Source organism: Legionella sp. 39-23 (assembly GCF_001897665.1).
Taxonomy (GTDB): Bacteria; Pseudomonadota; Gammaproteobacteria; order Legionellales; family Legionellaceae; genus Legionella; species Legionella steelei.
Genome location: NZ_MKTO01000018.1, coordinates 61,904 through 84,532, shown reverse-complemented (window position 1 = coordinate 84,532; position 22,629 = coordinate 61,904). Strand labels below are relative to the sequence as shown.

Here is a 22,629-nt window from a genome sequence, read left to right as displayed (position 1 = left end):
TATGGATATAGGTCAGTTTATTTGGAGATACCCCATGCCTATTTTAACTATAGTTAATGATTCTGAAGGTCAACCCCAGGTCAAGACGACAAAAGAATTACCCTCAGGCCCTTATCATGCATCTGCTTTAGTAATCGCTGAAGAAGCACAGGCAAAAGCCATAAATGTAGGTATTGGCTCTCTAGAAATACTAAAAGCAAAAGACAATAGAATTATATTAACTCATTCATTAGCCTCATGTTTTCCAGCTATATTTATGTTTAAAAATGGAGATATCGGGCTTTATCATGGTAATACCCCGTTTATCAATATCAAAGAGAATACAGGAACTGTCTTAGGTGGAAAGCCTCTATTTGACGCGATACCCGCATCTGAGATTGGAGAAATACTCATTTTCGAAAAAGGAGTGGCGTTAAATACTGGAAAAGCATTAACTTTTGCGAAAAATTTACAAGAACATTTTAAGGAGAAAGGACCAAAAATTTTAGTGCAAGCCGCAGAGAATGTAGGTCCCGCATATAATTACGGTGTTGCAGCCGTTTATAAGTCACCAGAAGGAAAACCTATTATTCTTATAGGTGAAAGCGCCAAGTTCGATTTAATGGCGAAAAATAAAGAGGAATGCGAGCACGAAGAAGATAGCATCAAACCCTATACTTTAATAGAATATGATCCCAAAGTAAGACCCATAAAACTCCGCGAAGAAGTTCAACAACCGAAAAAATCAGAACAAGCTCCCACAACAGACCCCACTGTACAACCTCAAGAAGAACAACAGGAGATGCTACAGAAAAAAATGAAAAGCATTGTTCAGGGCATGAGAGATCTTGATGAAAAAAAATTTGATAAGGAAGATAGAGATAGCCCTCATCAATAATTTCTTCATGGAGTAATTATCGAGCAAGAGCGACTGCTAACCACATCCATGCACCGTAATAGGCGCTCACAATAAATGCTTTAAAACAATCTTGTGGGTCTCTTTTATTAATCAGCTTTTGTTGATGAATCAAGACTATACCTGCTACAAACCAAAAGATATAAAACCACAAGTTTGTCTGCTCCATCAATGCCCAACACAACCACAAACTGTGAAATAAGCTTTGCAATAAAGCAATAATCAATCGGTCATGGCTTGCAAAATATATTGCAGTAGATTTGACACCAATTCTTAAATCATCCTCTTTATCCGCCATAGCATACATGGTGTCATAAACAAGAATCCAAGAAAAATTCATTAGAAATAATAAGAAACATTCCGCATTTAAAGCCAAATCTGAGGCGACATAAGCCATGGGAATACCCATAGAAAATGCCAAGCCAAGAATCATTTGTGGCGCCTCTAGAAAGCGTTTGCAAAATGGATATAAAAAGGACACAAATAACGCGATTAATCCCAGATAAAAACAATTACGAGGTAACTGAATTAATATAAATAATGCGGTTAAAAGTAATATTATTAATAAAATAAAGGCTTCCGCTAAGCTGACTTCACCAGCAGTTAACGGTCTGAACTTAGTGCGAGCAACATGTTTGTCGATATTTCGATCTGCAATATCATTGATAACACATCCTGCAGCACGCATCAGGACAGTACCACATAAAAAAAGGATGAATAGTCTCAGTGAAGGCATCCCTTTATTTGCGAGCCACAATGCCCATGCTGTTGGATACCAAAGCAACAAAATTCCAACAGGTTTATCAAAGCGCATTAATCGCCAATATGCATCCCATTTCATGGAGTAATCCTTTCCAGTTCGGGTAACATAATTTCAACTAAGTAAAATGATTCCTTTTGTTGAAATGAGAATTCTGCGAGGCGAACCCAGAGTACTCCATTAACTGAGTTTACATGTCGTTTGACCCAATAGTATTCTAAACATTGCTGATCAGCAGGATAGCTGAACCATTTAAGACGATGTACTTTCTCTTCATTAAAAATTAAATTTTTTATTGATTCATCTTTTAGACGGCCAAAGAAAGCAGGATCAAGATCATAACATTTTTTGGGAATAATACTGCGAGCATACCAATAAGCGACACCACCACTTTTCATAATGATTTCACGTTGAAAAGCCATTTCATCTTGAATCTGTAGAAGATTTTTATCCCACCAATCAGTATTCACCCAACATTGGGAAATAAGCTCAATTTGAGCATCACCTTTTATTTGGTACAATTTGTCAGTTAATGACGCTTGGTGATTAAGCCATTCTGAAAGATGTTCAGAACTTTGAGCATTTACTGTAAAAATAGATTGGGGATTAATAGGCATGGATCTTAGCTACTTATAACAAAATATATTTCAGTAAGATCTTACAAAATTAACGCACCAGCGACAAGTTATTGCTGAATCTTATTCATAATAGGCCACAGGGAGACGTTCTGTCTATGCTCAACTATGCCTATTCCTTGATAGGGTGACCTTTGACTCTTATTCTTCCTAGTCGATTTAAAATCATAGTGACTTGCTCATGAGTCACTTTATTCACTAGGATAAAATGTCCATTGCTCATTCCTTGGCCTAGAGACGTTGCAAATATAATCTTTTTTGTTGAACCAGCCCCCTCCCAACTCAAACGCCAACGAGGATGACTCCATTGCCATTGATAAATTAGTTTCAGTTGATTTGTTTGCTTATTTAAGAATCTCAAAACCACACCGTTTGACCAATCTGATGAGCTATTTAAAGGAGCAAGGTATACAGGGTTGCCAAGAATCATAGCCTGGATCTTGGCATATTGAATTGCCGTTCGCAGTTCATCAATGATTGTTTGTTGCTCATTTTTATTGATAAAATAAGTGTATGAAGCAATTCCTATTATTGATAACCCTAAAAATAGGGTCATCGCAATAAGCAATTCAAGAAGTGTAAAACCTTTTATTTTCATGGAACAAACAGATTCCTTGTCTATTCATGGTGCGAGTTGGTGCAAACAAAATAGCATGTATTTCAAAAAAATTACATACTAAAAGAAAATGCCCCATCAGGCTCGGAGTCACTATGACCATCTTCTTCATGATAAACACCTGAAACTACTGTTTGCATAGGCTCACTTTTCCTGCTCATGGCTCGAAGTAAGTGAGTATTAATTTGCGCATCCTTATTCAATAAACGTAACATACGTAAACATTGAGGCAAGGACAAATCCCAACGCGCAAAATACTCTTCTTTATCAAGGTTTTTATCCTCATTCAATAACTCAAGCACTTGACTCAATGCTGCATATACCTTTTCGTTGGGGTTTTTTCTAAGCTCTTTTAATAAATTAATAACAATGTGTAGGATGATATGCGTCTCATTGCGAATTTTTGCAAAATGGTCTAAACATGCAAAAGGATTTTTCAACAAAAAAGAATGGCGAGCATAATCAAAGATTTTTTTGTCTGTGCCGTCTTTTAGGAATGATGATGATAATTTTAAAAACACTGGATATACTGCTAGCAAAATTTGATGATTATCAGTTCTACTAGAAGATAAGACATTCGGTATTTCATTTCCAAAGAATGTTAATGGATGCTCGTCATGTGAGGAACCTCTTAATGAAGAAGAGCCTGAGTTGAAATAAAGGGCCTTTAATTCTTGGGCCTGCTTTATTAGCTCAATACGATTAGGAGCAGTAGATTCCTCAATAAGTTGATACACTTTATCAAACCATTTCTTATCCCCTCTATAACAACAATAAGAGAGTAACTCACCTAGCGAACTAAATGTCTCATACATAAACTCCTCATTTTCATATTCATCTGATTCATTTTTGTGATACCGCAAATTTAAGTAGTTTTTTGTCTCTTCATAACCTGAGTCAATCATTTTTTTTCTGGTTTCCTCACCGACAGTAAACGATGAGCTAGATACATTATCAACATTAATCACAATAGATTGACATGCATATTTTCTCAATTTCAAACGGTCTTTTTCCCAACCACTGGCAGGATCACTAACACCTGTTAGCAAACGATATATCCAGTTTAAAACGATATTTTCCCGATATACTCTATCCATTACACGATCAATTGCCTTTCGTTCAGGCCCATCATCAAACTTGACCGCTAATACTTTTAAATTATTGCCATATTCTGATTCCAGTAGTGTAGTGTGATCATCAACAAAAGCTTCCGTGGGAAAATTATTCAATACCCCACCATCATTATGCTCATCTCCATCAATCACCGTTGATCTATAAACTATAGGAAAACTTGCAGATGTTTTAACTGCTTCACTCACTTCAAAATCTGGTGAGCGTAAGAATGAGAAATATCGGGTTGTTCCTTGACGTTTATTCGTAGTCGTAACCACTAACTCTTTTCCTATGCCACAATCAGGGTATTTCTGTCTAATTTCTTCTAAGGTTGCAAACGTAATTGGCCCTTTTGGATATGGGATTTGATACTTAGCAACAATTTGATTTAATTTATTTGCAATTGCATAATCAAGAGCAGTCTTTAACGAATGAGCCTCAGAAATTCCATTAATATTAATGTCAAAATGTACTAAATGTTCATGTTTAAAATGTTTAAATAACTCCTCAATTTCAGATGCTGAATAACCTAAATAGCACATTAAAGCCATAATGGCGCCAGCTGAACTACCAGCAAATTTTTCAGGAGATATTTTTGCTTCATTCAGCGCCTTCCAAACACCAATATGTGCAAAAATTTTTGCACCACCACCACAAAGAACGAGATTTTTAACATTAGGTTTTCTTTCTCTAACTAAGATCTCATGTGATTTTAAGAAGCGAAATATTTCTACCTTTTTTGTTTCATATAAAGGAACTACTTGCTTCTCTTTAATAGATTTGCTTTTAACTTTTTCATCACTCAGCCAAGGAAATAACCAGCTCCAAATTCGCATATACCAGGGCTTCATCGACATAAATCGCTGCATTTTTCGATAATCATGCATTTTATCGAGACGTTCTTGTAGATCAGACACTTCTATAGATTGGGGATGAGGACTTTTGCACACCGATTCAAATTTGATGTTTCCTATATTGAGCGAAATAAGCTGATCGACTAATTTATCTGTGATAAAAACTCTCTTTGTATTTCCTAAAGGCTCTTGCTGTGCATCATTTGGGCTCTTATACTTTGTTCCAGTACCTGGGACAAGGAATTGGTTGAAACCAATTAATATCCCATGATTTCCCTGGCACATCTCAATTCCCGTCAGTTGATAATTGGATATTTTTTTCAGAGATAAATCTAAGTCGCTTGTTTTCCAATATTCTAAATACTTTCCTTGAAACCAGCTTACTATTCTACCCCACCAACTTAAAGGAACCTCAGCGGTGAAACCTCGATATTCATTTACCGCCACACCTCTTAAAAAAACCTTAGACTTATCTTGTTGATGAGGTTCCAAAAACCATTGCATAAATAATGCTCTTTTCTCATCACTAAGACGTGTGAAATCAAACATCATCTGTTCGTTATCAAATAGATAGTTACCCAAAGCAATTTTATTATCTGGTGACAAACCGTTGATCTGCAGACGACCTAAGTAGGACGTAATAATAATTTTTTTTAATAAATCCAGATTTTGAGTATATTGAGCTGAGTCAGAGTCAAGCAGCTGACTTATTACGTGTTGTGGCGTCATCACTTATCCTTAAGTTATGATAATCCATTAACTCTTCAGCAGTTTTACCTTAGCTATTCTCGAATTGGGCTCCCTGCTCTGCTGAAATTTCGTTTTTACTTAACTCGAGTTTTTATTTTTTAGTACCGATGTATTTAATTGAGTTGGCTAATCCTCTGTTTTATTATTTTTAACCATCACAAATATAATTAACACAAATTTATCAGAAATTAAATAGCACTAATTAATCAAAAATTACACTTTTCTGACGTGATTGAAGGTGAAAGAGACCTCCTGATATCAGCTTATGCGACCCGGAGGTTAAGGAAAACGAGTTGATGACTATTGAATACTTTTTAGAATTTCTGCAACAACTGCTTCTGGATTTGATGCTTGGGTGATGGGACGTCCTATGACTAAATAATCACTACCTTCTGCAATGGCTTGTTTGGGGGTTAACACTCTTGATTGATCATCCTTTGAATCACTTGTAAGCCTAATTCCGGGAGTAACAGTAATAAATTGATTACCACACTCTCTTTTTATTACGTTAACTTCTTGAGCGGAACAAACCACCCCATCTAAACCTGATTCTTTAGTTAAAATTGCCAGTTTATTTACGTGGTCAACAATCGGTGTATTGATCCCAATAGAAGTTAATTCGTTCTGATTAAAACTAGTTAAAACAGTTACCGCAATTAAGATTGGTCGAGCAGCACCATAAGCATCAATTGCTTTTCGTGCTGCCTGCATCATAGCCATCCCGCCAGAAGCATGAACATTCATCATCCATACACCTAATTCAGCCCCTGCCATACAAGCTTTTGCAACGGTATTAGGAATGTCATGAAATTTCAGATCCAAAAAAACCTTAAATTGTTTCTGCACCAATTGCTTTACTAAATGAGTGCCAAATAAAGTAAAAAGCTCGCTACCTACTTTTAAAGCACAACTTCTTGGATCAAGCTTATCAATTAGACTTAAAGCATCATGCTCGCTATCAAAATCAAGCGCAACAATTAATTTAGGTGTCATTTATGCTATAGCCTCTTCTTCGTGCACTGTTAGAGCGTTTTTAACCGCTGCAACAATTTTCATTTGTTCTGCTTCTTGCAAATAAGGATGCATAGGTAAACTAATCACCCGACTACTTGCATATTCAGCATGAGGAAAATCACCAACTGTGTAACCTAAATATGCCATGGCCGCTTGTTGGTGCAACGGTACTGGATAATGGACTGCAGTTGGAATTCCTGCTTCGCTCATTGCCTTTTGAAAAGCATCTCGATTGTTTACTTCAATGGTGTATTGAGCATAAACACTGGTGTTATGACTATGAATAAAAGGTGTTTTGACTAATGGCGAAAGCATATGGTCATAAGCCTTAGCAACCCTTTGACGCATAATGATTTCATCTGGGAACAGTTTCAGCTTTTCAATTAAAACAGCAGCCTGAATGGTATCCATACGTCCATTAATACCTATGCGATTATGGCAATAACGCGCATTTTGACCATGAATTCTTATTTCAATGAGTTTTTGCGCTAAAGCATCATCATTGGTAAAGCACGCTCCTGAATCCCCATATCCACCTAAAGGTTTGGATGGGAAAAAGCTAGTACATCCAATTGTTGATAAATTACACGAATAGTTACCTTTATAAGTTGCACCGAAGCTTTGTGCTGCATCTTCAATTACTGGAATCCCATAATGAGCAGCAATGGCATTAATTTCATCATGCTCAGAACATTGGCCGTACAATCCAACAGGCATTATTGCCTTAGTTTTACTGGTAATTGCGGCCTCGAGTTTACTCGGATCCATATTATAGGTAAGCGGATCAATATCCACAAAAACAGGTTTAGCCTGGCAAAGTCCAATTACTTCTGTGGTAGCAAAAAAACTAAAAGGAGTTGTAATAACTTCATCTCCGGGCTGAATTTCCAAAGCCATTAATGCCATTAATAAGGCATCTGTTCCACTCGAATTGACAATGACATGCTTTACCCCTATAAAATCAGCCAATTGCTTTTCAAGCTGGGTAATTTCAGGCCCCATAATGTACTGGCCATGATTTAAAACGTTTTTAATGCTTGTCAGAATTTCGTTTTCTATTATTGAATATTGTTTTTTTAAATCGATAAATTGCATCATAATCTCTTAAAATTAGTTAATATCCTTCCAAACCATGGACAGGTTTCATTCTTCCCCAGTTTTTACAACTGGGACAATGCCAATGCAGATGCTTGCCACCAAAACCACAATGATTACATCGATAAACTGGCTTATTATCTAAAAATTTACTCGTTATATCATGAAGCATTTGTAATTTGTCACGAACTTTCCCGTGAGCAGACTCTAGATGCCAATAAATTAACTGATTTAAACCCCTTATTGATGGATGCTTGCCTAAATTATCGGCTACAAAATCTATAGCCGCATCCATATTTTTTTGCTGTCTTAAATACTCTGCAATAACAAAAATTACTGAGGCTCTGGGATTATTTTCTAAAGTCTGTTCAAGATACTTAACACACTCATCCATTGTATTTAGTTCTTTGTGACATATTACTAAAGGCTCGATAATTTCCGTTAAAAAATCTGCATCTTGCTGCGGAATACGTTTTAATGAGCGAATTGCTTGTTTATAACGCCCTTCTTTCATTTCAAGGCTTGCATTCATCAAACTGGCACGCACAGATTCATTATCGACAGCTATAGCCTGTTTAATACAGTATGCGGCTCTATCAATTGCGTTAGTTTTTAATGCCTGACTGGCCATTTCACAATAATAATGGGCTGCTTGATTATGAAAACTTGTTCCAGTTGAAATTTCCAATTTTTTAACTACATCTAAAGCCTTTTCCCATGCTTTTTCCTGCTGATAAATTGCTAATAGGCCATGCAAACTACACGTTTCTTTAGACCCACCTAGCTCTACAACTTCTAAAAAAATTCGTTCTGCCCGATCAAATAAGCCAGCACTCATATAATCTTGGCCAAGTGCCATTAAAGACTCTTTTCTTTGTATAATGCTTAGCTGGGGTCTTGCAATTAAATTTTGATGAATTCGGATAGCTCGATCAACCTCGCCACGGCGTCTGAATAAACTTCCCAAAGCAAGATGGGTTTCTACCGTGTCGCTGTCAACTTCTAATAATTTAATAAAAATATCAACGGCCTTATCTGATTGCTCATTTAAGAGATAATTAAGTCCGACAACGTATTCACGGGATAAACGATTATAAACGGTTGGATCTTCTTTGGGTTTACTTCGATTTGCCATCCACCAACCTGACCAAGCAGCAGCAGGCAATAGTAATGGCCATAAATCAATCATTATTACCCTCCTCTGTGCATATTAGACCGTATAATAACAAAAAAATTAATGCTGGTCTTGTAATGGGATTGATCGCAAGTTTTTTATTTCTTTTTCAGTTAATTTTAATTGATTTTTAATCTTATGGCATTCCGCTTTTAGGCGCAAATATCGCCCAACAAAAAGTATAAAGCCTACTAAAATACCGATGCCCAGCATAATCGTCATTAAAACTGAGATAGGCATAGATATCGTTTTAAAATAAAAATTTACATCTACCGAAGTAGCATTTAGTGCAGCAAAACTAACGCCAATAATAATGAGAAGTATATAAATAACCAGCATTAATAAGCGCATGAATTTTTCCTTTTTGTTGCCTGGATAATGCGAAGTAAAAAATCTGGAGTTTCCAGAAGGATATCATATCATAAACCTGGGCTCACTTCGCCTCACCCAAGCTATTTAAAATAGATACAAACAAAAAAGCGTAGAAAAATCTACGCTTTTTACTATGTTAGACAAGAAAGTGATTAATCACTTTCTTTACTTGCCATTTTTTCTTTCAACAAATCACCTAAGGTTGTTGTAGACGCACCTTCGGTTCTAGAGTATTTCTTGATAGCATCCGCTTCATCTTGAGCATCTTTCGCTTTTACTGAAAGAGTAATTGAACGATTTTTACGGTCAACATTTATGATTTTTGCTTCAATCTCGTCGCCTTCTTTGACCAGAGTAGTAGCATCATCAACACGCTCATCAGAAAGTTCGCTTGCACGAATAGTACCAGTAATGTCATCTGCCAATGCTACAGTAACTGTTTTAGCATCAACGGATACAACAGTACCTTTAACGATAGCACCTTTAGTGTACTCATCAACAAAACTTGTAAAGTTATCACCTTCAAGTTGTTTGATACCTAAAGAAATTCGCTCACGCTCAGGGTCAATAGCAAGAATAACTGCTTCTAACTCTTGTCCTTTCTTAAACTGTTTTACTGCCTCTTCGCCAGCAACAGTCCAGGAAATATCAGAGAGATGAACCAAGCCATCAATATCCCCATCAAGGCCAATGAATATTCCGAAATCAGTGATTGAACGAATCTTACCACTAACTTTTTGGCCTTTATTATGAGATGCAGCAAATTGTTGCCATGGATTACCAACACATTGCTTCATACCTAAAGAAATACGACGTCGTTCTTCATCAATTTCAAGAACCATAACATCAACAACATCACCCAAAGAAACTACTTTACTTGGATGTACGTTTTTGTTAGTCCAATCCATCTCTGACATGTGAACCAAACCTTCAACGCCTTCTTCTATTTCAACAAAGCAACCATAATCAGTAATATTGGTTACTTTACCTTGTAATTTCTTGCCTATAGGATAACGCTCTACCAGATCCACCCAAGGATCGTTACCTAATTGTTTCATGCCTAAAGAAACACGGTTTCTTTCGCTATCAAAGCTTAATACTTTTACTTTTACGTCTTGACCAACTGATAATACTTCACTTGGGTGTTTTACACGCTTCCATGAAATATCAGTGATGTGTAGCAAGCCATCTATGCCGCCCAAATCAATAAATGCACCATAATCGGTAAGGTTTTTAACAATACCATGGAGTTCTTGGCCTTCATGCAGTGATTCAAGTAATGCTTGTCTGTCTGCACTACTTTCTTCTTCAACAACTGCACGACGTGATACAACGATATTGTTGCGCTTTAAATCCATTTTAATTACTTTGAATTCAAGCTCTTTTCCTTCAAGATATGAAGGATCTCTTACAGGTCTGACGTCTACTAATGAACCAGGTAAGAAGGCGCGAATAGTACCAATTTCAACAGTAAATCCGCCTTTAACTTTTCCAGAAATAAGACCGGTAACTGTTTCATTGTTTTCATGTGATTTAGATAATTTTCGCCAAGCTTCCTGACGTTTTGCTTTTTCTCTTGAAAGGAGCGTCTCGCCGTAGCCGTCTTCAACAGAATCCAGCGCTACTTCAACAGTATCTCCCAGGCTAACTTCCAATGCGCCATCTTTGTCATAAAATTCTTCTTTAGGAACAATACCTTCAGACTTTAGACCAGCATTTAAAATGACAAAATCACTATCGATACCGATAACCTTGGCATTAATAATGGCACCTGGATAAAATTGAGCGCCGGCAATACTTTGCTCAAACAATTCTTTGAAACTTTCAGACATGTTAATAAACTCTTTAGTAAAAAAATGAAAGAATGAGTTCCACTCATCTTTCCCCTAACAAACACTTATTTATTGTACAAACGTTCATTAACTAATTCTAATACAATATTGAACACTTGTACAATGGATAAGCTGGTTGTATCAATTTGCACTGCATCATCTGCAGGTCTTAAAGGCGCATGCGTACGACCAGTATCCCTTACGTCACGTTTAGCCAATTCTTCTACAACGTGCGCGAGGCTAACATTAATTTCTTTTTCTTTCAACTGTAAATATCGTCTATTTGCTCTTTCTTCTTCACTTGCATATAAAAAAACCTTCAAAACAGCCTCTGGAAAAACCACCGTACCCATATCTCGACCATCCGTAACCAGACCAGGAGCCTGGGCAAAATTACGTTGACGCTCAAGTAAAGCCTGTCTTACTTCTTGAATTGCGGCAATTTGAGATGCATCTTGTCCACATTGTTCACTGCGAATTGCTAAGCTGATGTCTTCATCGTCCAAAATGGTCCGTGTCCCATAATCATCAGACGATACAAAACGTAAATTTAAGGAACGTGCTAGGGCAGTTAATTGTCCTATTTCATGAAAATCTATCTTATTTTTTCTTGCTGCATAAGCGAGCACGCGATAAATCGCACCGCTATCAAGCATATTCCATTTAAGATGTTTTGCAAGTAATTGACATATAGTTCCTTTACCAGTTCCACTTGGTCCGTCTAGGGTTATTACAGGTACAGCGTCATCGTACATTATCAACAAATTCCTCTATTTGAAGTTGAAGTTCCCTTGCTGTATCTACAAACAAAGGAAATGAGGTGGCTACATTGGCACAATTTTTGATCGTAACCGGATCACTAGCTATAGCTCCAGCAATTGCAAAAGACATGGCAATACGATGATCACCACTACTTTCAACAGTACCTCCACGTATCACTCCACCCTCAATCAGTGCGCCATCATCTAATGCTTCCGCGCGAATACCTAATTTTTTTAGACCATCAACCATTGTAGCAATGCGATCACTTTCTTTAAAACGTAATTCACTTGCTCCATGTAATGTAGTTTGTCCTTGAGCACATGCAGCGGCTATAAAAATAGCAGGAAACTCATCGATTGCAAGTGGAACCATATTCGCACCTATATTAATTCCCTTCAACGGCGCATATTTAACACGTAAATCAGCAACCCATTCCTCTCCTAGTTGTCGCTGATTTAAAAGAGTTATGTTGCCACCCATTTCCAGCAATATATGAATGATTCCTGTACGTGTTGGATTAATACCAACATTACGAATGAGTACATCAGACCCAGGAATAATCGTAGCTGCAACAATGAAAAATGCCGATGAGGAAATATCTCCAGGAACAAAAATTTCAGTCCCCAAACATTCATTTGCAGCATTAATAACTAGAGTATTGTCTTTGTGATGCACCGGATAAGAGAAATATTTGAGCATCAGTTCTGTATGATCACGACTCACACCTGTTTCAGTAATTCGCGTCTCTCCTTGAGCATAAAGTCCTGCCAACAAAATGCATGACTTTACCTGGGCGCTTGCTTCAGGCATTACATAATGAATTCCATGCAGTTCTTTTCCACCTCTAATTGAAATAGGCGGTTTACCATCCACGGTAGAGATATCAGCACCCATTTGTGTTAATGGTTTACTAATCCGTAACATAGGTCTTTTTAATAAGCTCTCATCACCGGTCAATTGACTATCAAATGATTGTGCAGCCAATAACCCTGCCAATAAGCGCATGCTGGTTCCAGAATTTCCACAATCAATAATCTCTTTCGGCTTCTGTAATCCATGCTTTCCAACACCATAGATTACAACTTGCTGCTCATCAGGCCCTTCTATTGTGACACCCATAGCTTGAAATGCTTTCAAGGTCGCCATACAGTCATCGCCATCAAGAAATCCATTAATAATGGTTGTTCCTTTAGCTATAGAACCAAAAATAATAGAACGATGTGAAATTGATTTATCACCGGGTACTGTGATTTCACCTTTTATTGACTGGACGGGTTTGCTTATGAAATTGTGTATTCTCACCGACTATTTTCCTTTGCAAATTCAGACATGAACTCTACGAGCGCATCAACTCCAGCCATTGGCATTGCATTATAAAGACTGGCGCGCATTCCCCCCACAGCGCGATGTCCTTTTAAAGCATATAGACCCCGTAGTTCTGCTAACCGAAGAAATTCATTCTCTAATTTATCATTTTTAAGTGAGAAACAAATATTAACAATAGAGCGTACTTCAGGATCTATATTCGTAGTATAAAAATCTGTGCTGTCCAAGTATTGATACAACTTAGCTGCTTTTTGACAGTTAAGCTTATATATCTCTTCAACACCACCTTGTTTTTTTACCCAATCAAACATTTTATCAGCCAAATAGCAGTTAAAAACTGGCGCGGTTGCATAAAGTGAATGATGTTCTGCTTGTATCTTATAATTTAACATAGTCGGTACATTAGGGACTGGCATTCTCTCTAGTAGATCATCTCTAACAATGACTATAGTTAACCCAGCATTTGCTATATTTTTCTGGGCTCCTGCAAAAATTAAACCGAAGTTTTTGACATCTATAGGTTCAGTAAGCAGAGCAGAAGTCATATCCGCAATAAGTGTAATTCCCTTGGTTTTAGGAACATAAGGGAACCGAACTCCATTAACGGTTTCATTCGGAGTGTAATAAACATAAGTTGTGTTTTCTTTTATATCCCAAGTTTTCGGCGCAGGGAATGTTTTATAGCCACTTTCCTCGCCACTGGCGACACAATATGCCTTTTTTAAATACTGTGCTTCAGCAAGAGCCATATGCGACCATATTCCAGAAACTAAATAGCCGGCCTGTTCATCTGGATATAAAAAATTCATTGGAATCATAGCAAACTGAGTTCGCGCGGCCCCTCCCAAAAATAGAACTTGGTAATTTTCGGGTATAAAGAGTAACTCTCTTAAAGATTGCTCTGCATGATTTAAAAGAGTCGAAAACTCAGGACTACGATGTCCTACTTCGAGTACAGAAACCCCTAGGTTTTGCCAATCAAGAAATTCTTCCTGAGCGTCCTTAAGTATGGCCTCAGGAAGCATTGCAGGACCCGCACCAAAATTATAAACTCGAGTTGTCATCGTCATTTTCTTCAATTTCAGTTATGCCATCGGATTCATTGGAATCCTCACCCAAATCTTCGATTTTTTGCATACCAACAACTTTCTCGCCTGCGCTGACATTAATTAATCGAACCCCTTGTGTATTTCGACCAATCACCGACAGCTCATTTATCCTAAAGCGTACCAATGTACCTTTATCTGTTATAAGCATAGCTTCATCAGCATCAGTCACTTGTACTGAGCGAACTACTTTACCATTACGTTCAGTTACCTGAATAGAAATCACTCCTTGACCACCACGCCCAGAAACACGATACTCTTCTATTGAAGTACGTTTACCGTATCCATTTTCTGTTGCAGTTAGTATAGTTGCATCTGAATGGGCGACAACTAAAGAAATTACCGCCTGACCTTCTTCTATACGAATACCTCGTACACCACGAGCGGTACGTCCCATTGGCCGAACTTTGCTTTCATCAAAACGGACTACCTTGCCGGCATCAGTAAATAGCATAATATCTTTACTACCATCGGTGATATCAACGCCGACTAAGCTATCATCTTCATCGAGATCCACAGCAATAATTCCATTTGATCTGGGTCTACTAAACGCATTTAAAGGCACTTTTTTAACTGTTCCCTTTTTAGTAGCCATGAACACATAATAACCTTCCTGATATTCTCTAACTGGCAACATCGCGTTAATTTCTTCGCCTTCAGCAAGTGGTAAAATATTAATAATTGGACGACCTCGGGAAATACGACTGGCTAATGGAAGCTGATATGCTTTTAACCAGTAGAGTTTTCCATGGTTAGAGAAACAAAGTAACGTGTCATGAGTACTTGCAATCACGAGCCGTGAAACAAAGTCTTCATCTTTAACATTTGTTGCGGACTTACCTTTTCCACCGCGGCGCTGAGCCTGATATGCAGTAAGTGGCTGGTATTTCACATAACCTTGGTGTGACAGGGTTACTACTACATTCTCTTCAGTAATCAAATCTTCAATAGTTAAATCTTCTTGTGATGCGGTAATTTCAGTGCGACGCTCGTCACCAAACTGAGTTTTAATCTCAAGAAGTTCATCACGAATCACTTGCATAAGTCGCTCTGGTGAAGCCAAGATTTCCAATAACCCGCGAATTAGCTGCAATAGCTCTTCGAATTCACCTAAAATTTTATCTTGTTCCAGTGCCGTTAAACGATGAAGTCTTAATTCTAAAATAGCCTGGGCTTGAGCTTCTGATAATTTATATCCACTTGCCCCCATACCAAACTCAGCAGTTAAATCATCAGGACGTGATGCATCAGAGCCTGCTCTGTCCAGCATCGTCTTAACCATGCCTGGTGCCCATAATTTAGCGAGTAAGGCTTCTTTTGCATCTTGTGGTGTTGGTGATTGTTTAATTAAAGCAATCATTTCATCAATATTAGCTAATGCAATACCCAAACCTTCCAATAAATGAGCGCGGTTACGTGCTTTTTTCAGTTCAAACAGGGTTCTTCGAGTGACTACTTCACGTCGATGTTTAATAAAGTATTCAAGAATTTGTTTCAAGTTCAATGTGCGTGGTTGTCCATCAACTAAAGCAACCATATTGATTCCAAACACATTTTGCATTTGCGTGTGTGCATATAAATTATTTAATATGACATCAGCCACTTCATTGCGTTTTAACTCGATAACAACGCGCATACCTTGTTTGTCTGACTCATCTCTAAGTCCCGAAATCCCTTCAATCTTTTTATCACGGACCAATTCAGCGATACGCTCTACCAAACGGGCTTTATTTACTTGATAAGGAAGTTCATTAATAATAATGGCCTGACGCCCAGTATCTTCGTCGGTTTCAATTTCTGTTCGCGCACGAATAATAACGCGCCCCTTCCCTGTGCGATAACCTTGAATAATTCCTGCCCTTCCATTAATAATGGCTGCTGTTGGAAAATCAGGACCTGGAATAATCTCCATAATGTCATCAAGACTCAGTTCTGGATCATCAACTAAAGCAATGCACGCATTAATAACCTCGGTAAGGTTATGTGGAGGAATATTAGTTGCCATACCCACAGCAATACCAGAAGAACCGTTAACAAGCAGGTTAGGTACGCGTGAGGGCAAAACTACAGGAGCGAATTCGGTTTCATCGTAGTTAGGGCTAAAATCTACGGTTTCTTTTTCCAGATCAGCTAATAAAGCATGAGCCACCTTAGACATGCGTACTTCGGTATATCGCATTGCAGCAGGTGCATCACCATCTACGGAACCAAAGTTACCTTGCCCATCGACCAAAAGATAACGCATCGAGAAAGGCTGCGCCATCCGAACTATAGTATCGTAAACTGCCGTGTCACCATGAGGATGGTATTTACCGATTACATCCCCGACAACACGCGCCGATTTTTTATAGGGTTTATTCCAGTCATTACCTAATTCACTCATTGCATAAAGCACACGTCGATGCACTGGTTTCAGGCCATCACGCACATCAGGCAAAGCCCTGCCCACAATGACACTCATCGCATAATCAAGATAGGATTGTTTTAATTCATCTTCAATATTAACAGGCAAGACTTCTTTAGCTAGATAAACCATAGTTTGGACGTATCCTTGACGATAAATTTTAATAATAAAGAATACCACAGAGACGGATTTAATTAAATCATCTATCCTAAAATGTGGCCCTGGGAAGACACTGAAATGCCGTAATTTCCAGAGATAAACAATTAAATGTGAGCCAAACCTAAGTCATACCCACAGACAGAACAAAATTATTATTTTTTTGCTGTCATTCTTTAAAATTCTAAACCATAATAAAATTGACTGTAAGTGCTCATTTTGTATATAGTGCCACGCACAATCAATATGAATCCTTTATCAGGAGAAGCAATGACAAAAAAAACAGCTAAACTTAGCCTTGAAGGACAAGAGCCGCTTGAATTACCAGTATATACACCTACCCTAGGGAATGATGTGATTGATATCACACAACTTGGCGCGCGCGGTGTCTTTACCTTTGATCAAGGTTTTTTATCTACTGCCTCCTGTGAATCTAAAATTACCTATATAGATGGAGACAAAGGTATATTGCTCTATCGAGGTTACCCTATTGAGCAATTGGCTGAGAAAAAAGATTTTCTTGATGTAAGCTATCTTTTACTCAACGGCGAATTACCTAATGCTGAAGAAAAGAAAAAATTCGTTAACCTAATTAACAACCACACGATGGTACATCAACAAATGTATCAATTCTTAAATGGTTTCCGTCGTGATGCGCATCCAATGGCAATTATGGTAGGAATGGTTGGCGCTCTATCAGCCTTCTATCATGACACCATGGATTTAAATAATGCCGAAGATCGTTTTATTTCTGCAATTCGCATGGTTGCTAAAATGCCTACTTTTGCGGCGATGAGTTATAAATACTCTATAGGGTTACCTTATATTTACCCGCAAAATAAAATGTCATATGCTGAAAACTTCTTGCACATGATGTTTAGTGTTCCCTCAGAAGAGTCTACACCTAATCCTGTGTTAGTCCGTGCCATGGATACTATCTTTATTCTACATGCGGATCATGAGCAAAATGCATCAACATCTACTGTTCGCCTTGCTGGCTCAACAGGTGCGAATCCTTTTGCATGCATTTCAGCAGGAATCGGTGCACTATGGGGACCCGCACATGGTGGTGCGAATGAAGCTTGCCTTAACATGCTCAAAGAAATTGGTAGTGTTGATCGTATTCAACAATACATTAAACGAGCAAAAGATAAAGATGATCCTTTCCGACTTATGGGATTTGGTCATCGTGTTTATAAGAGCTATGATCCACGAGCAAAAGTAATGCGCAAAACCTGCCATGATGTTTTAGAAACAGTAGGTGCAAAAGATGAGCCATTATTTAAGCTTGCTATGGAGCTTGAACGCATTGCTCTTGAAGACGATTACTTTGTTGAGAAAAAACTTTATCCCAACGTCGATTTCTATTCAGGTCTGACTTTAAGTGCTCTAGGAATTCCAACCAATATGTTTACGGTAATTTTTGCTCTAGCTCGTACTGTTGGATGGATGAGTCATTGGATGGAAATGGTTGCTACCAAATCAAGAATTGGTAGACCACGCCAGCTATACACTGGTGAAAAAACCAGAGATGTACCTTAAAAACTGAAAACGGATCCTGGGCGCTAGGTTAGCCCGGGTGAAACGCAGCGGCCCCGGGAATATAGTCAAACCGTTTCCCGGGGCCGCTGCGTTTCACCCGGACTACAAATATACACTAGCCTTTTAATATATAAACGGTTGAACTACCCCTTTACTTTCTGCAGCGCCTGCTTCCAACCACGATAATCCATTTCTACTTGCTCTAATGATCTTTGGGGATTAAATGTTTGTTCCACATCCCAGATTGCATGCAATTCATCTAAGGAATTATAAACACCACATCCTAACGCAGCTAATATTGCTGCCCCTTTAGCAGTAGTCTCGATATCTTTAGGTTTTTGTATTTGTAATTGACATTGATCTGCCAAAAATTGTAAGAACCATCGATTAACAGCCATTCCTCCATCAACACGCAGAAGTGACAAATCCAATTGGCTGTCTTCTCGCATACAAAGACATACTTCACGCGTTTGATAACAAACCCCTTCCAATGCCGCTCTGGCAAAATGGGCTTTGTTGCTGGATAAGCTTAAACCAACCATGGATGCACCAGGGACTGATAACCAATGCGGGGCGCCTAAGCCTGTAAAGGATGAAACAAAATAAACTCCTTCATTTCCATTTAACGAGCCTGCTAAAACTTCCGTTTCATCAGTATGAGCAATAAGCTTCATTGAATCTCTTAGCCACTTGACGGTTGTGCCAGCATGATAAATACTGCCCTCCAATCCATAAACTGTTTGTCCTTTTATCTTATATGCTATGGTTGTTAATAGTTTATGTTGTGATAAAACAGCTTTGTTTCCTGTATTCAATAGTAAAAACGCACCTGTTCCAAAAGTTGCTTTTACCATTCCAATATTGAAGCAACCCTGACCAATTAGGGCCGCCTGCTGATCGCCCGCAACTCCGGTGATCGGGAGCTCAATACCCAGCCATTGTTTGTCAATCAGGCCGAAATGGCTATCGCTCGCACAAACCTTGGGTAAAACAGACTCAGGAATTCTAAAATAATCCAATAAATCCAAATCCCATTGCTCCTCCTTAATATTAAAAAGCATGGTCCTTGATGCATTAGTCACATCGGTTAAATGTAAACGTTCTTTAGTTAAACGCCAGATTAAGAAACTATCAATCGTACCAAAGGCTAAATCCCCTTTATCTGCTAATTCTTTTGCTTCGGAGTTATTTTCTAAAAGCCACTTTAATTTAGTTGCTGAAAAATAAGGATCAGGGACTAAACCCGTTTTTTCTTGAATCATCGATTCATTAACCACCAATGTCTTGCAATATTCGGCTGTTCTGCGATCTTGCCATACAATGGCTGGTGCAAGACAAGCTCCAGTTTTTTTATTCCAGATTACTGTAGTTTCCCTTTGATTTGTTAGACCGCAAGTCACTATTTGTTCTACAGGAACTCGTGACAATACATCACGCATAGCCGCTAATGTCTTTTCCCATATTTCTTCAGGATCGTGCTCGACCCAACCTGTTTGAGGATAATATTGAGTTAATGGGTATTGACTGGAAGTTACTAACTCACCATGAACGGTGTATACCATAACGCGTGTGCTGCTCGTTCCTTGATCTATTGCAAGTAAATAATTCATCGTTGCAGAGTTCCTTGTCCCAACTATTATGTGTATATTGTTAGTGTATACTTTTTTTGTGGAGACCAAAATATGAATTCGGTTTTTGATGTTGCAATTATCGGTGGCGGCATCAATGGCTGTGGTTGTGCTGCGGATGCAGCATTAAGAGGATTATCTGTAGTGCTTGTGGAACAAGATGATTTAGCCTCTAAAACTTCCTCAAGCAGCACAAAACTAATTCATGGTGGGTTAAGATATTTAGAAAACTATGAATTTGGAATGGTTAAAAAAGCAATCACCGAAAGACAGCGGCTTCTAGACCTAGCGCCACATTTAGTTCATCCTCAAGCGTTGGTTCTACCTTATGAAAAGCATATGCGGTCTGCTTGGTTTTTACGTTTAGGCCTCTTTATTTATGATCATATAAGCAGCAAAAATCGTCTCCCCAAGAGCAAAACAATTTCTAGAAAAAATAAAGAGAAGTATTTTGATCCTTTAATAAATAAATTAGATAGAGGTTTCCTATTCTATGATGCAGTAACTGATGATGCTCGCCTAACTATTGCAAATGCACTCCAAGCAAAAAATCATGGTGCCAGCATAAGAACGCACTCCACTGTAACCCACATTGACGTTGTCAATAATTTATGGCAATTAACGATACAACCTAAAGTTGGCGCAAGCTATACGCTCTCTGCCAAATCAGTAATCAATGCAGCTGGTCCATGGGTTAAATCGGTGGAGCAACTCACTCACACACCAGATCGTCAAAAAATCAGTTTAATTAAGGGAAGTCATATTATTGTCCCTAAAATCTATGAGAGTAATCACGCATATTTGTTACAACATCAGGACAAACGTGTCATTTTTGTTATCCCCTATCATGGATTTAGTATGATAGGTACAACTGATATTCCACTCACTGGTAACCCAGATAATGCGGTCATAAGTGATGAAGAAATTCATTATTTGATTGATTTAGTTAATGCTTATTTTAAAAGTAAAATATCTGAAAAGGATATTATCTATACTTGGAGTGGTGTCAGAGCTTTGCTCGCTAATGAAAAGAAAGATGCTAAAGCGTTAAGTCGTGACTATTCATATGAGACTCATCTTAAACCAGCACCAAGTGTCACGATTTATGGAGGAAAAATAACCACCTATCGACAATTAGCAGAAGAAGTGATAAATCAACTCCAGAAAATATTTCCACATATGGGCCCCTCAAACACGGCAACAACTCCCTTACCAGGAGCATTTTATGAGCAAATGAATTTTGAGCAGTACGTTCATTATGCTAAAGAAAAATATAAATGGTTGGACACTGACTTACTTAATCGTTATTTGCAAACTTATGGAAGTCGCATAGAACTATTCCTTTCCTCCTGCACGAATAAAGAGTCTCTAGGAAAAAAATACTGTACCAATCTTTATCAGGCGGAAGTAGACTACCTAATTTTAGAAGAATGGGCACAAAATTGTGATGACATACTCAAACGAAGAACAAAACTTGATCTAGTCATTGATGAAACAGGTAAGAAAGAGTTGAGCAACTATTTGTCAAGGGTCACTTCTTATCCTTCTGCTCAAGCTCCGCTTTTATTGCACTAACATCTGCTGCCACTGCTTGTTCAACCAATTCTTTGAGAGTCGAAGCTGGCATACTGCCAGCATTCGAATAAATAACAATTCCTTCTTTGAATACCATCAAATGCGGAATTGAGCGGATTTCAAAAAAATCAGACAATTGTTGTTCTGCTTCGATATTTACTTTTGCAAATTTTATATTTGGAAACTGCTCAGCCACTTGCTCATAAACTTTAGAAAATTGTTTACATGGAGCACACCAGTCTGCCCAAAAATCAATGAAGACAATTTGATTATCATCAATTAAAGATTGGAACTCTGAACCGGTTGTATTGAGACTGGTCATATCTTTTCCTTAGCTTCGATAGAGTTAACAATTTTTTTAAATACATCATCCACACCACCAGCACCACTAATGCTATGAAACTCAGGAGCACCATGAGCACCACTCTCTGCCCAGGATTTATAGTAATGAACTAAAGGCGCTGTTTGATTACGATAAACTTCCAAACGTTTTCTTACAGTTGCTTCTTTATCATCTTCGCGTTGAATTAAAGCTTCACCTGTAACATCATCTACCCCATCACGTTTTGGCGGTTGATTTTGAATATGATAAACACGACCAGAAGGTTGATGAATACGTCGTCCACTAATTCGCTTAATGATTTCTTCATCATCTACATCAATTTCAATAACATGATCTAAATAAATTTCTGCTTGCTTTAGAGCATCTGCCTGTACAATTGTTCTGGGAAAACCATCAAATAGAAAACCATTAGCACAATCACTCTTTTTTAAACGCTCTTTGACTAACCCAATAATAATATCATCGGAGACCAGACCACCCGTTTCCATAATTTTTTTGGCACTCAGTCCTAAGGGAGTTCCTTGCGCAATAGCTGCACGCAGCATATCACCTGTGGAGATTTGCGGAATTTGATAACGTTCAATCAAACGCAAAGCCTGGGTTCCTTTTCCTGCACCCGGCCCACCCAAAAGCATTAATCGCATTAAAAACTCCTTAGTGATCTATATCAGTTTTAA

Annotated in this window: 19 protein-coding genes; 3 read left to right on the top strand and 16 right to left on the bottom strand. The window is 38.1% G+C overall.

Annotated features, from left to right (window positions below; all coding sequences use genetic code 11):
* The first annotated feature begins 34 nt into the window (after positions 1-34).
* On the top strand, positions 35-877 hold the full coding sequence (locus BGO44_RS07430) for a hypothetical protein (protein WP_273200093.1): 843 nt from the start codon (positions 35-37) through the stop codon (positions 875-877).
* Positions 878-893: 16 nt separating this feature from the next.
* Here BGO44_RS07430 and ubiA read toward each other — a convergent pair whose 3' ends face one another.
* From ubiA to gyrA, 13 genes are all read right to left on the bottom strand, one after another.
* Positions 894-1,736, bottom strand: coding sequence for a 4-hydroxybenzoate octaprenyltransferase (gene ubiA, locus BGO44_RS07425; RefSeq protein WP_083503920.1), 843 nt, complete (start codon positions 1,734-1,736; stop codon positions 894-896).
* The gene (locus BGO44_RS07420) at positions 1,733-2,272 is read right to left on the bottom strand and encodes a chorismate--pyruvate lyase family protein (protein WP_058510213.1); all 540 of its coding nucleotides are present in this window, start codon (positions 2,270-2,272) and stop codon (positions 1,733-1,735) included. The genes ubiA and BGO44_RS07420 overlap by 4 nt, the downstream gene beginning before the upstream one ends.
* 130 nt (positions 2,273-2,402) lie before the next feature.
* Entirely contained in the window at positions 2,403-2,888 is a 486-nt protein-coding gene (locus BGO44_RS07415) for a GspH/FimT family pseudopilin (RefSeq protein WP_058510212.1), read from the bottom strand.
* A 71-nt stretch (positions 2,889-2,959) separates the two neighbouring features.
* Positions 2,960-5,602 carry a Dot/Icm T4SS effector VpdC gene (gene vpdC / locus BGO44_RS07410; RefSeq protein ID WP_273200098.1) on the bottom strand — a complete coding sequence of 881 codons (2,643 nt, stop codon included), beginning with the start codon at positions 5,600-5,602 and terminating at the stop codon, positions 2,960-2,962.
* Between the two features lie 321 nt (positions 5,603-5,923).
* Positions 5,924-6,616 carry an orotidine-5'-phosphate decarboxylase gene (gene pyrF / locus BGO44_RS07405; protein WP_273200100.1) on the bottom strand — a complete coding sequence of 231 codons (693 nt, stop codon included), beginning with the start codon at positions 6,614-6,616 and terminating at the stop codon, positions 5,924-5,926.
* Positions 6,617-7,732: a DegT/DnrJ/EryC1/StrS family aminotransferase gene (locus BGO44_RS07400; RefSeq protein ID WP_058510209.1), complete on the bottom strand. Its 1,116-nt coding sequence runs from the start codon at positions 7,730-7,732 to the stop codon at positions 6,617-6,619. It lies immediately after the preceding gene.
* A 19-nt stretch (positions 7,733-7,751) separates the two neighbouring features.
* Positions 7,752-8,921 (bottom strand): lipopolysaccharide assembly protein LapB, encoded by a 1,170-nt coding sequence (gene lapB, locus BGO44_RS07395; RefSeq protein WP_058510208.1) that lies wholly within the window; start codon positions 8,919-8,921, stop codon positions 7,752-7,754.
* 45 nt (positions 8,922-8,966) lie between these two features.
* The gene (locus BGO44_RS07390; RefSeq protein WP_058510207.1) at positions 8,967-9,257 is read right to left on the bottom strand and encodes a lipopolysaccharide assembly protein LapA domain-containing protein; all 291 of its coding nucleotides are present in this window, start codon (positions 9,255-9,257) and stop codon (positions 8,967-8,969) included.
* A gap of 173 nt (positions 9,258-9,430) precedes the next feature.
* On the bottom strand, positions 9,431-11,110 hold the full coding sequence (gene rpsA / locus BGO44_RS07385; protein ID WP_058510206.1) for a 30S ribosomal protein S1: 1,680 nt from the start codon (positions 11,108-11,110) through the stop codon (positions 9,431-9,433).
* Between the two features lie 65 nt (positions 11,111-11,175).
* Entirely contained in the window at positions 11,176-11,865 is a 690-nt protein-coding gene (gene cmk / locus BGO44_RS07380) for a (d)CMP kinase (RefSeq protein WP_058510205.1), read from the bottom strand.
* The gene (aroA, locus tag BGO44_RS07375; protein WP_058510204.1) at positions 11,855-13,174 is read right to left on the bottom strand and encodes a 3-phosphoshikimate 1-carboxyvinyltransferase; all 1,320 of its coding nucleotides are present in this window, start codon (positions 13,172-13,174) and stop codon (positions 11,855-11,857) included. Before aroA ends, cmk begins: the two co-directional genes overlap by 11 nt.
* Positions 13,171-14,262: a 3-phosphoserine/phosphohydroxythreonine transaminase gene (gene serC, locus BGO44_RS07370; protein ID WP_058510203.1), complete on the bottom strand. Its 1,092-nt coding sequence runs from the start codon at positions 14,260-14,262 to the stop codon at positions 13,171-13,173. Before serC ends, aroA begins: the two co-directional genes overlap by 4 nt.
* Complete coding sequence (gene gyrA / locus BGO44_RS07365; protein ID WP_273200104.1) at positions 14,243-16,840, bottom strand: DNA gyrase subunit A; 2,598 nt, start codon at positions 16,838-16,840, stop codon at positions 14,243-14,245. Before gyrA ends, serC begins: the two co-directional genes overlap by 20 nt.
* Positions 16,841-17,134: 294 nt before the next feature.
* On the opposite strand from gyrA, the gene gltA reads away from it, so the two are divergent.
* Positions 17,135-18,406: a citrate synthase gene (gene gltA, locus BGO44_RS07360; RefSeq protein WP_286823018.1), complete on the top strand. Its 1,272-nt coding sequence runs from the start codon at positions 17,135-17,137 to the stop codon at positions 18,404-18,406.
* Between the two features lie 143 nt (positions 18,407-18,549).
* Here the strand turns inward: gltA and glpK are convergent, their stop codons facing one another.
* A complete protein-coding gene (gene glpK, locus BGO44_RS07355; RefSeq protein WP_058510200.1) occupies positions 18,550-20,016 on the bottom strand; it encodes a glycerol kinase GlpK in 1,467 nt (488 codons plus the stop codon).
* A gap of 72 nt (positions 20,017-20,088) precedes the next feature.
* On the opposite strand from glpK, the gene glpD reads away from it, so the two are divergent.
* Positions 20,089-21,609, top strand: coding sequence for a glycerol-3-phosphate dehydrogenase (glpD, locus tag BGO44_RS07350; RefSeq protein ID WP_273200993.1), 1,521 nt, complete (start codon positions 20,089-20,091; stop codon positions 21,607-21,609).
* Here the strand turns inward: glpD and BGO44_RS07345 are convergent.
* Positions 21,566-21,931, bottom strand: a complete 366-nt coding sequence (locus BGO44_RS07345) for a thioredoxin family protein (RefSeq protein WP_058510198.1) — start codon at positions 21,929-21,931, stop codon at positions 21,566-21,568. The genes glpD and BGO44_RS07345 overlap by 44 nt on opposite strands.
* A complete protein-coding gene (adk, locus tag BGO44_RS07340) occupies positions 21,928-22,596 on the bottom strand; it encodes an adenylate kinase (protein ID WP_058510197.1) in 669 nt (222 codons plus the stop codon). The genes BGO44_RS07345 and adk overlap by 4 nt, the downstream gene beginning before the upstream one ends.
* Positions 22,597-22,629: the final 33 nt, after the last annotated feature.

Bases quoted from the DNA above. Each gene is read 5' to 3' on its own strand.
- BGO44_RS07390 (WP_058510207.1), bottom strand. From the start codon at position 9,257: ATGCGCTTATTAATGCTGGTTATTTATATACTTCTCATTATTATTGGC.
- adk (WP_058510197.1), bottom strand. From the start codon at position 22,596: ATGCGATTAATGCTTTTGGGTGGGCCGGGTGCAGGAAAAGGAACCCAG.
- BGO44_RS07420 (WP_058510213.1), bottom strand. From the start codon at position 2,272: ATGCCTATTAATCCCCAATCTATTTTTACAGTAAATGCTCAAAGTTCT.
- glpK (WP_058510200.1), bottom strand. From the start codon at position 20,016: ATGAATTATTTACTTGCAATAGATCAAGGAACGAGCAGCACACGCGTT.
- gltA (WP_286823018.1), top strand. From the start codon at position 17,135: ATGACAAAAAAAACAGCTAAACTTAGCCTTGAAGGACAAGAGCCGCTT.
- serC (WP_058510203.1), bottom strand. From the start codon at position 14,262: ATGACAACTCGAGTTTATAATTTTGGTGCGGGTCCTGCAATGCTTCCT.
- gyrA (WP_273200104.1), bottom strand. From the start codon at position 16,840: ATGGTTTATCTAGCTAAAGAAGTCTTGCCTGTTAATATTGAAGATGAA.
- cmk (WP_058510205.1), bottom strand. From the start codon at position 11,865: ATGTACGATGACGCTGTACCTGTAATAACCCTAGACGGACCAAGTGGA.
- BGO44_RS07430 (WP_273200093.1), top strand. From the start codon at position 35: ATGCCTATTTTAACTATAGTTAATGATTCTGAAGGTCAACCCCAGGTC.
- glpD (WP_273200993.1), top strand. From the start codon at position 20,089: ATGAATTCGGTTTTTGATGTTGCAATTATCGGTGGCGGCATCAATGGC.
- lapB (WP_058510208.1), bottom strand. From the start codon at position 8,921: ATGATTGATTTATGGCCATTACTATTGCCTGCTGCTGCTTGGTCAGGT.
- ubiA (WP_083503920.1), bottom strand. From the start codon at position 1,736: ATGAAATGGGATGCATATTGGCGATTAATGCGCTTTGATAAACCTGTT.
- BGO44_RS07345 (WP_058510198.1), bottom strand. From the start codon at position 21,931: ATGACCAGTCTCAATACAACCGGTTCAGAGTTCCAATCTTTAATTGAT.
- pyrF (WP_273200100.1), bottom strand. From the start codon at position 6,616: ATGACACCTAAATTAATTGTTGCGCTTGATTTTGATAGCGAGCATGAT.
- BGO44_RS07400 (WP_058510209.1), bottom strand. From the start codon at position 7,732: ATGCAATTTATCGATTTAAAAAAACAATATTCAATAATAGAAAACGAA.
- BGO44_RS07415 (WP_058510212.1), bottom strand. From the start codon at position 2,888: ATGAAAATAAAAGGTTTTACACTTCTTGAATTGCTTATTGCGATGACC.
- vpdC (WP_273200098.1), bottom strand. From the start codon at position 5,602: ATGACGCCACAACACGTAATAAGTCAGCTGCTTGACTCTGACTCAGCT.
- rpsA (WP_058510206.1), bottom strand. From the start codon at position 11,110: ATGTCTGAAAGTTTCAAAGAATTGTTTGAGCAAAGTATTGCCGGCGCT.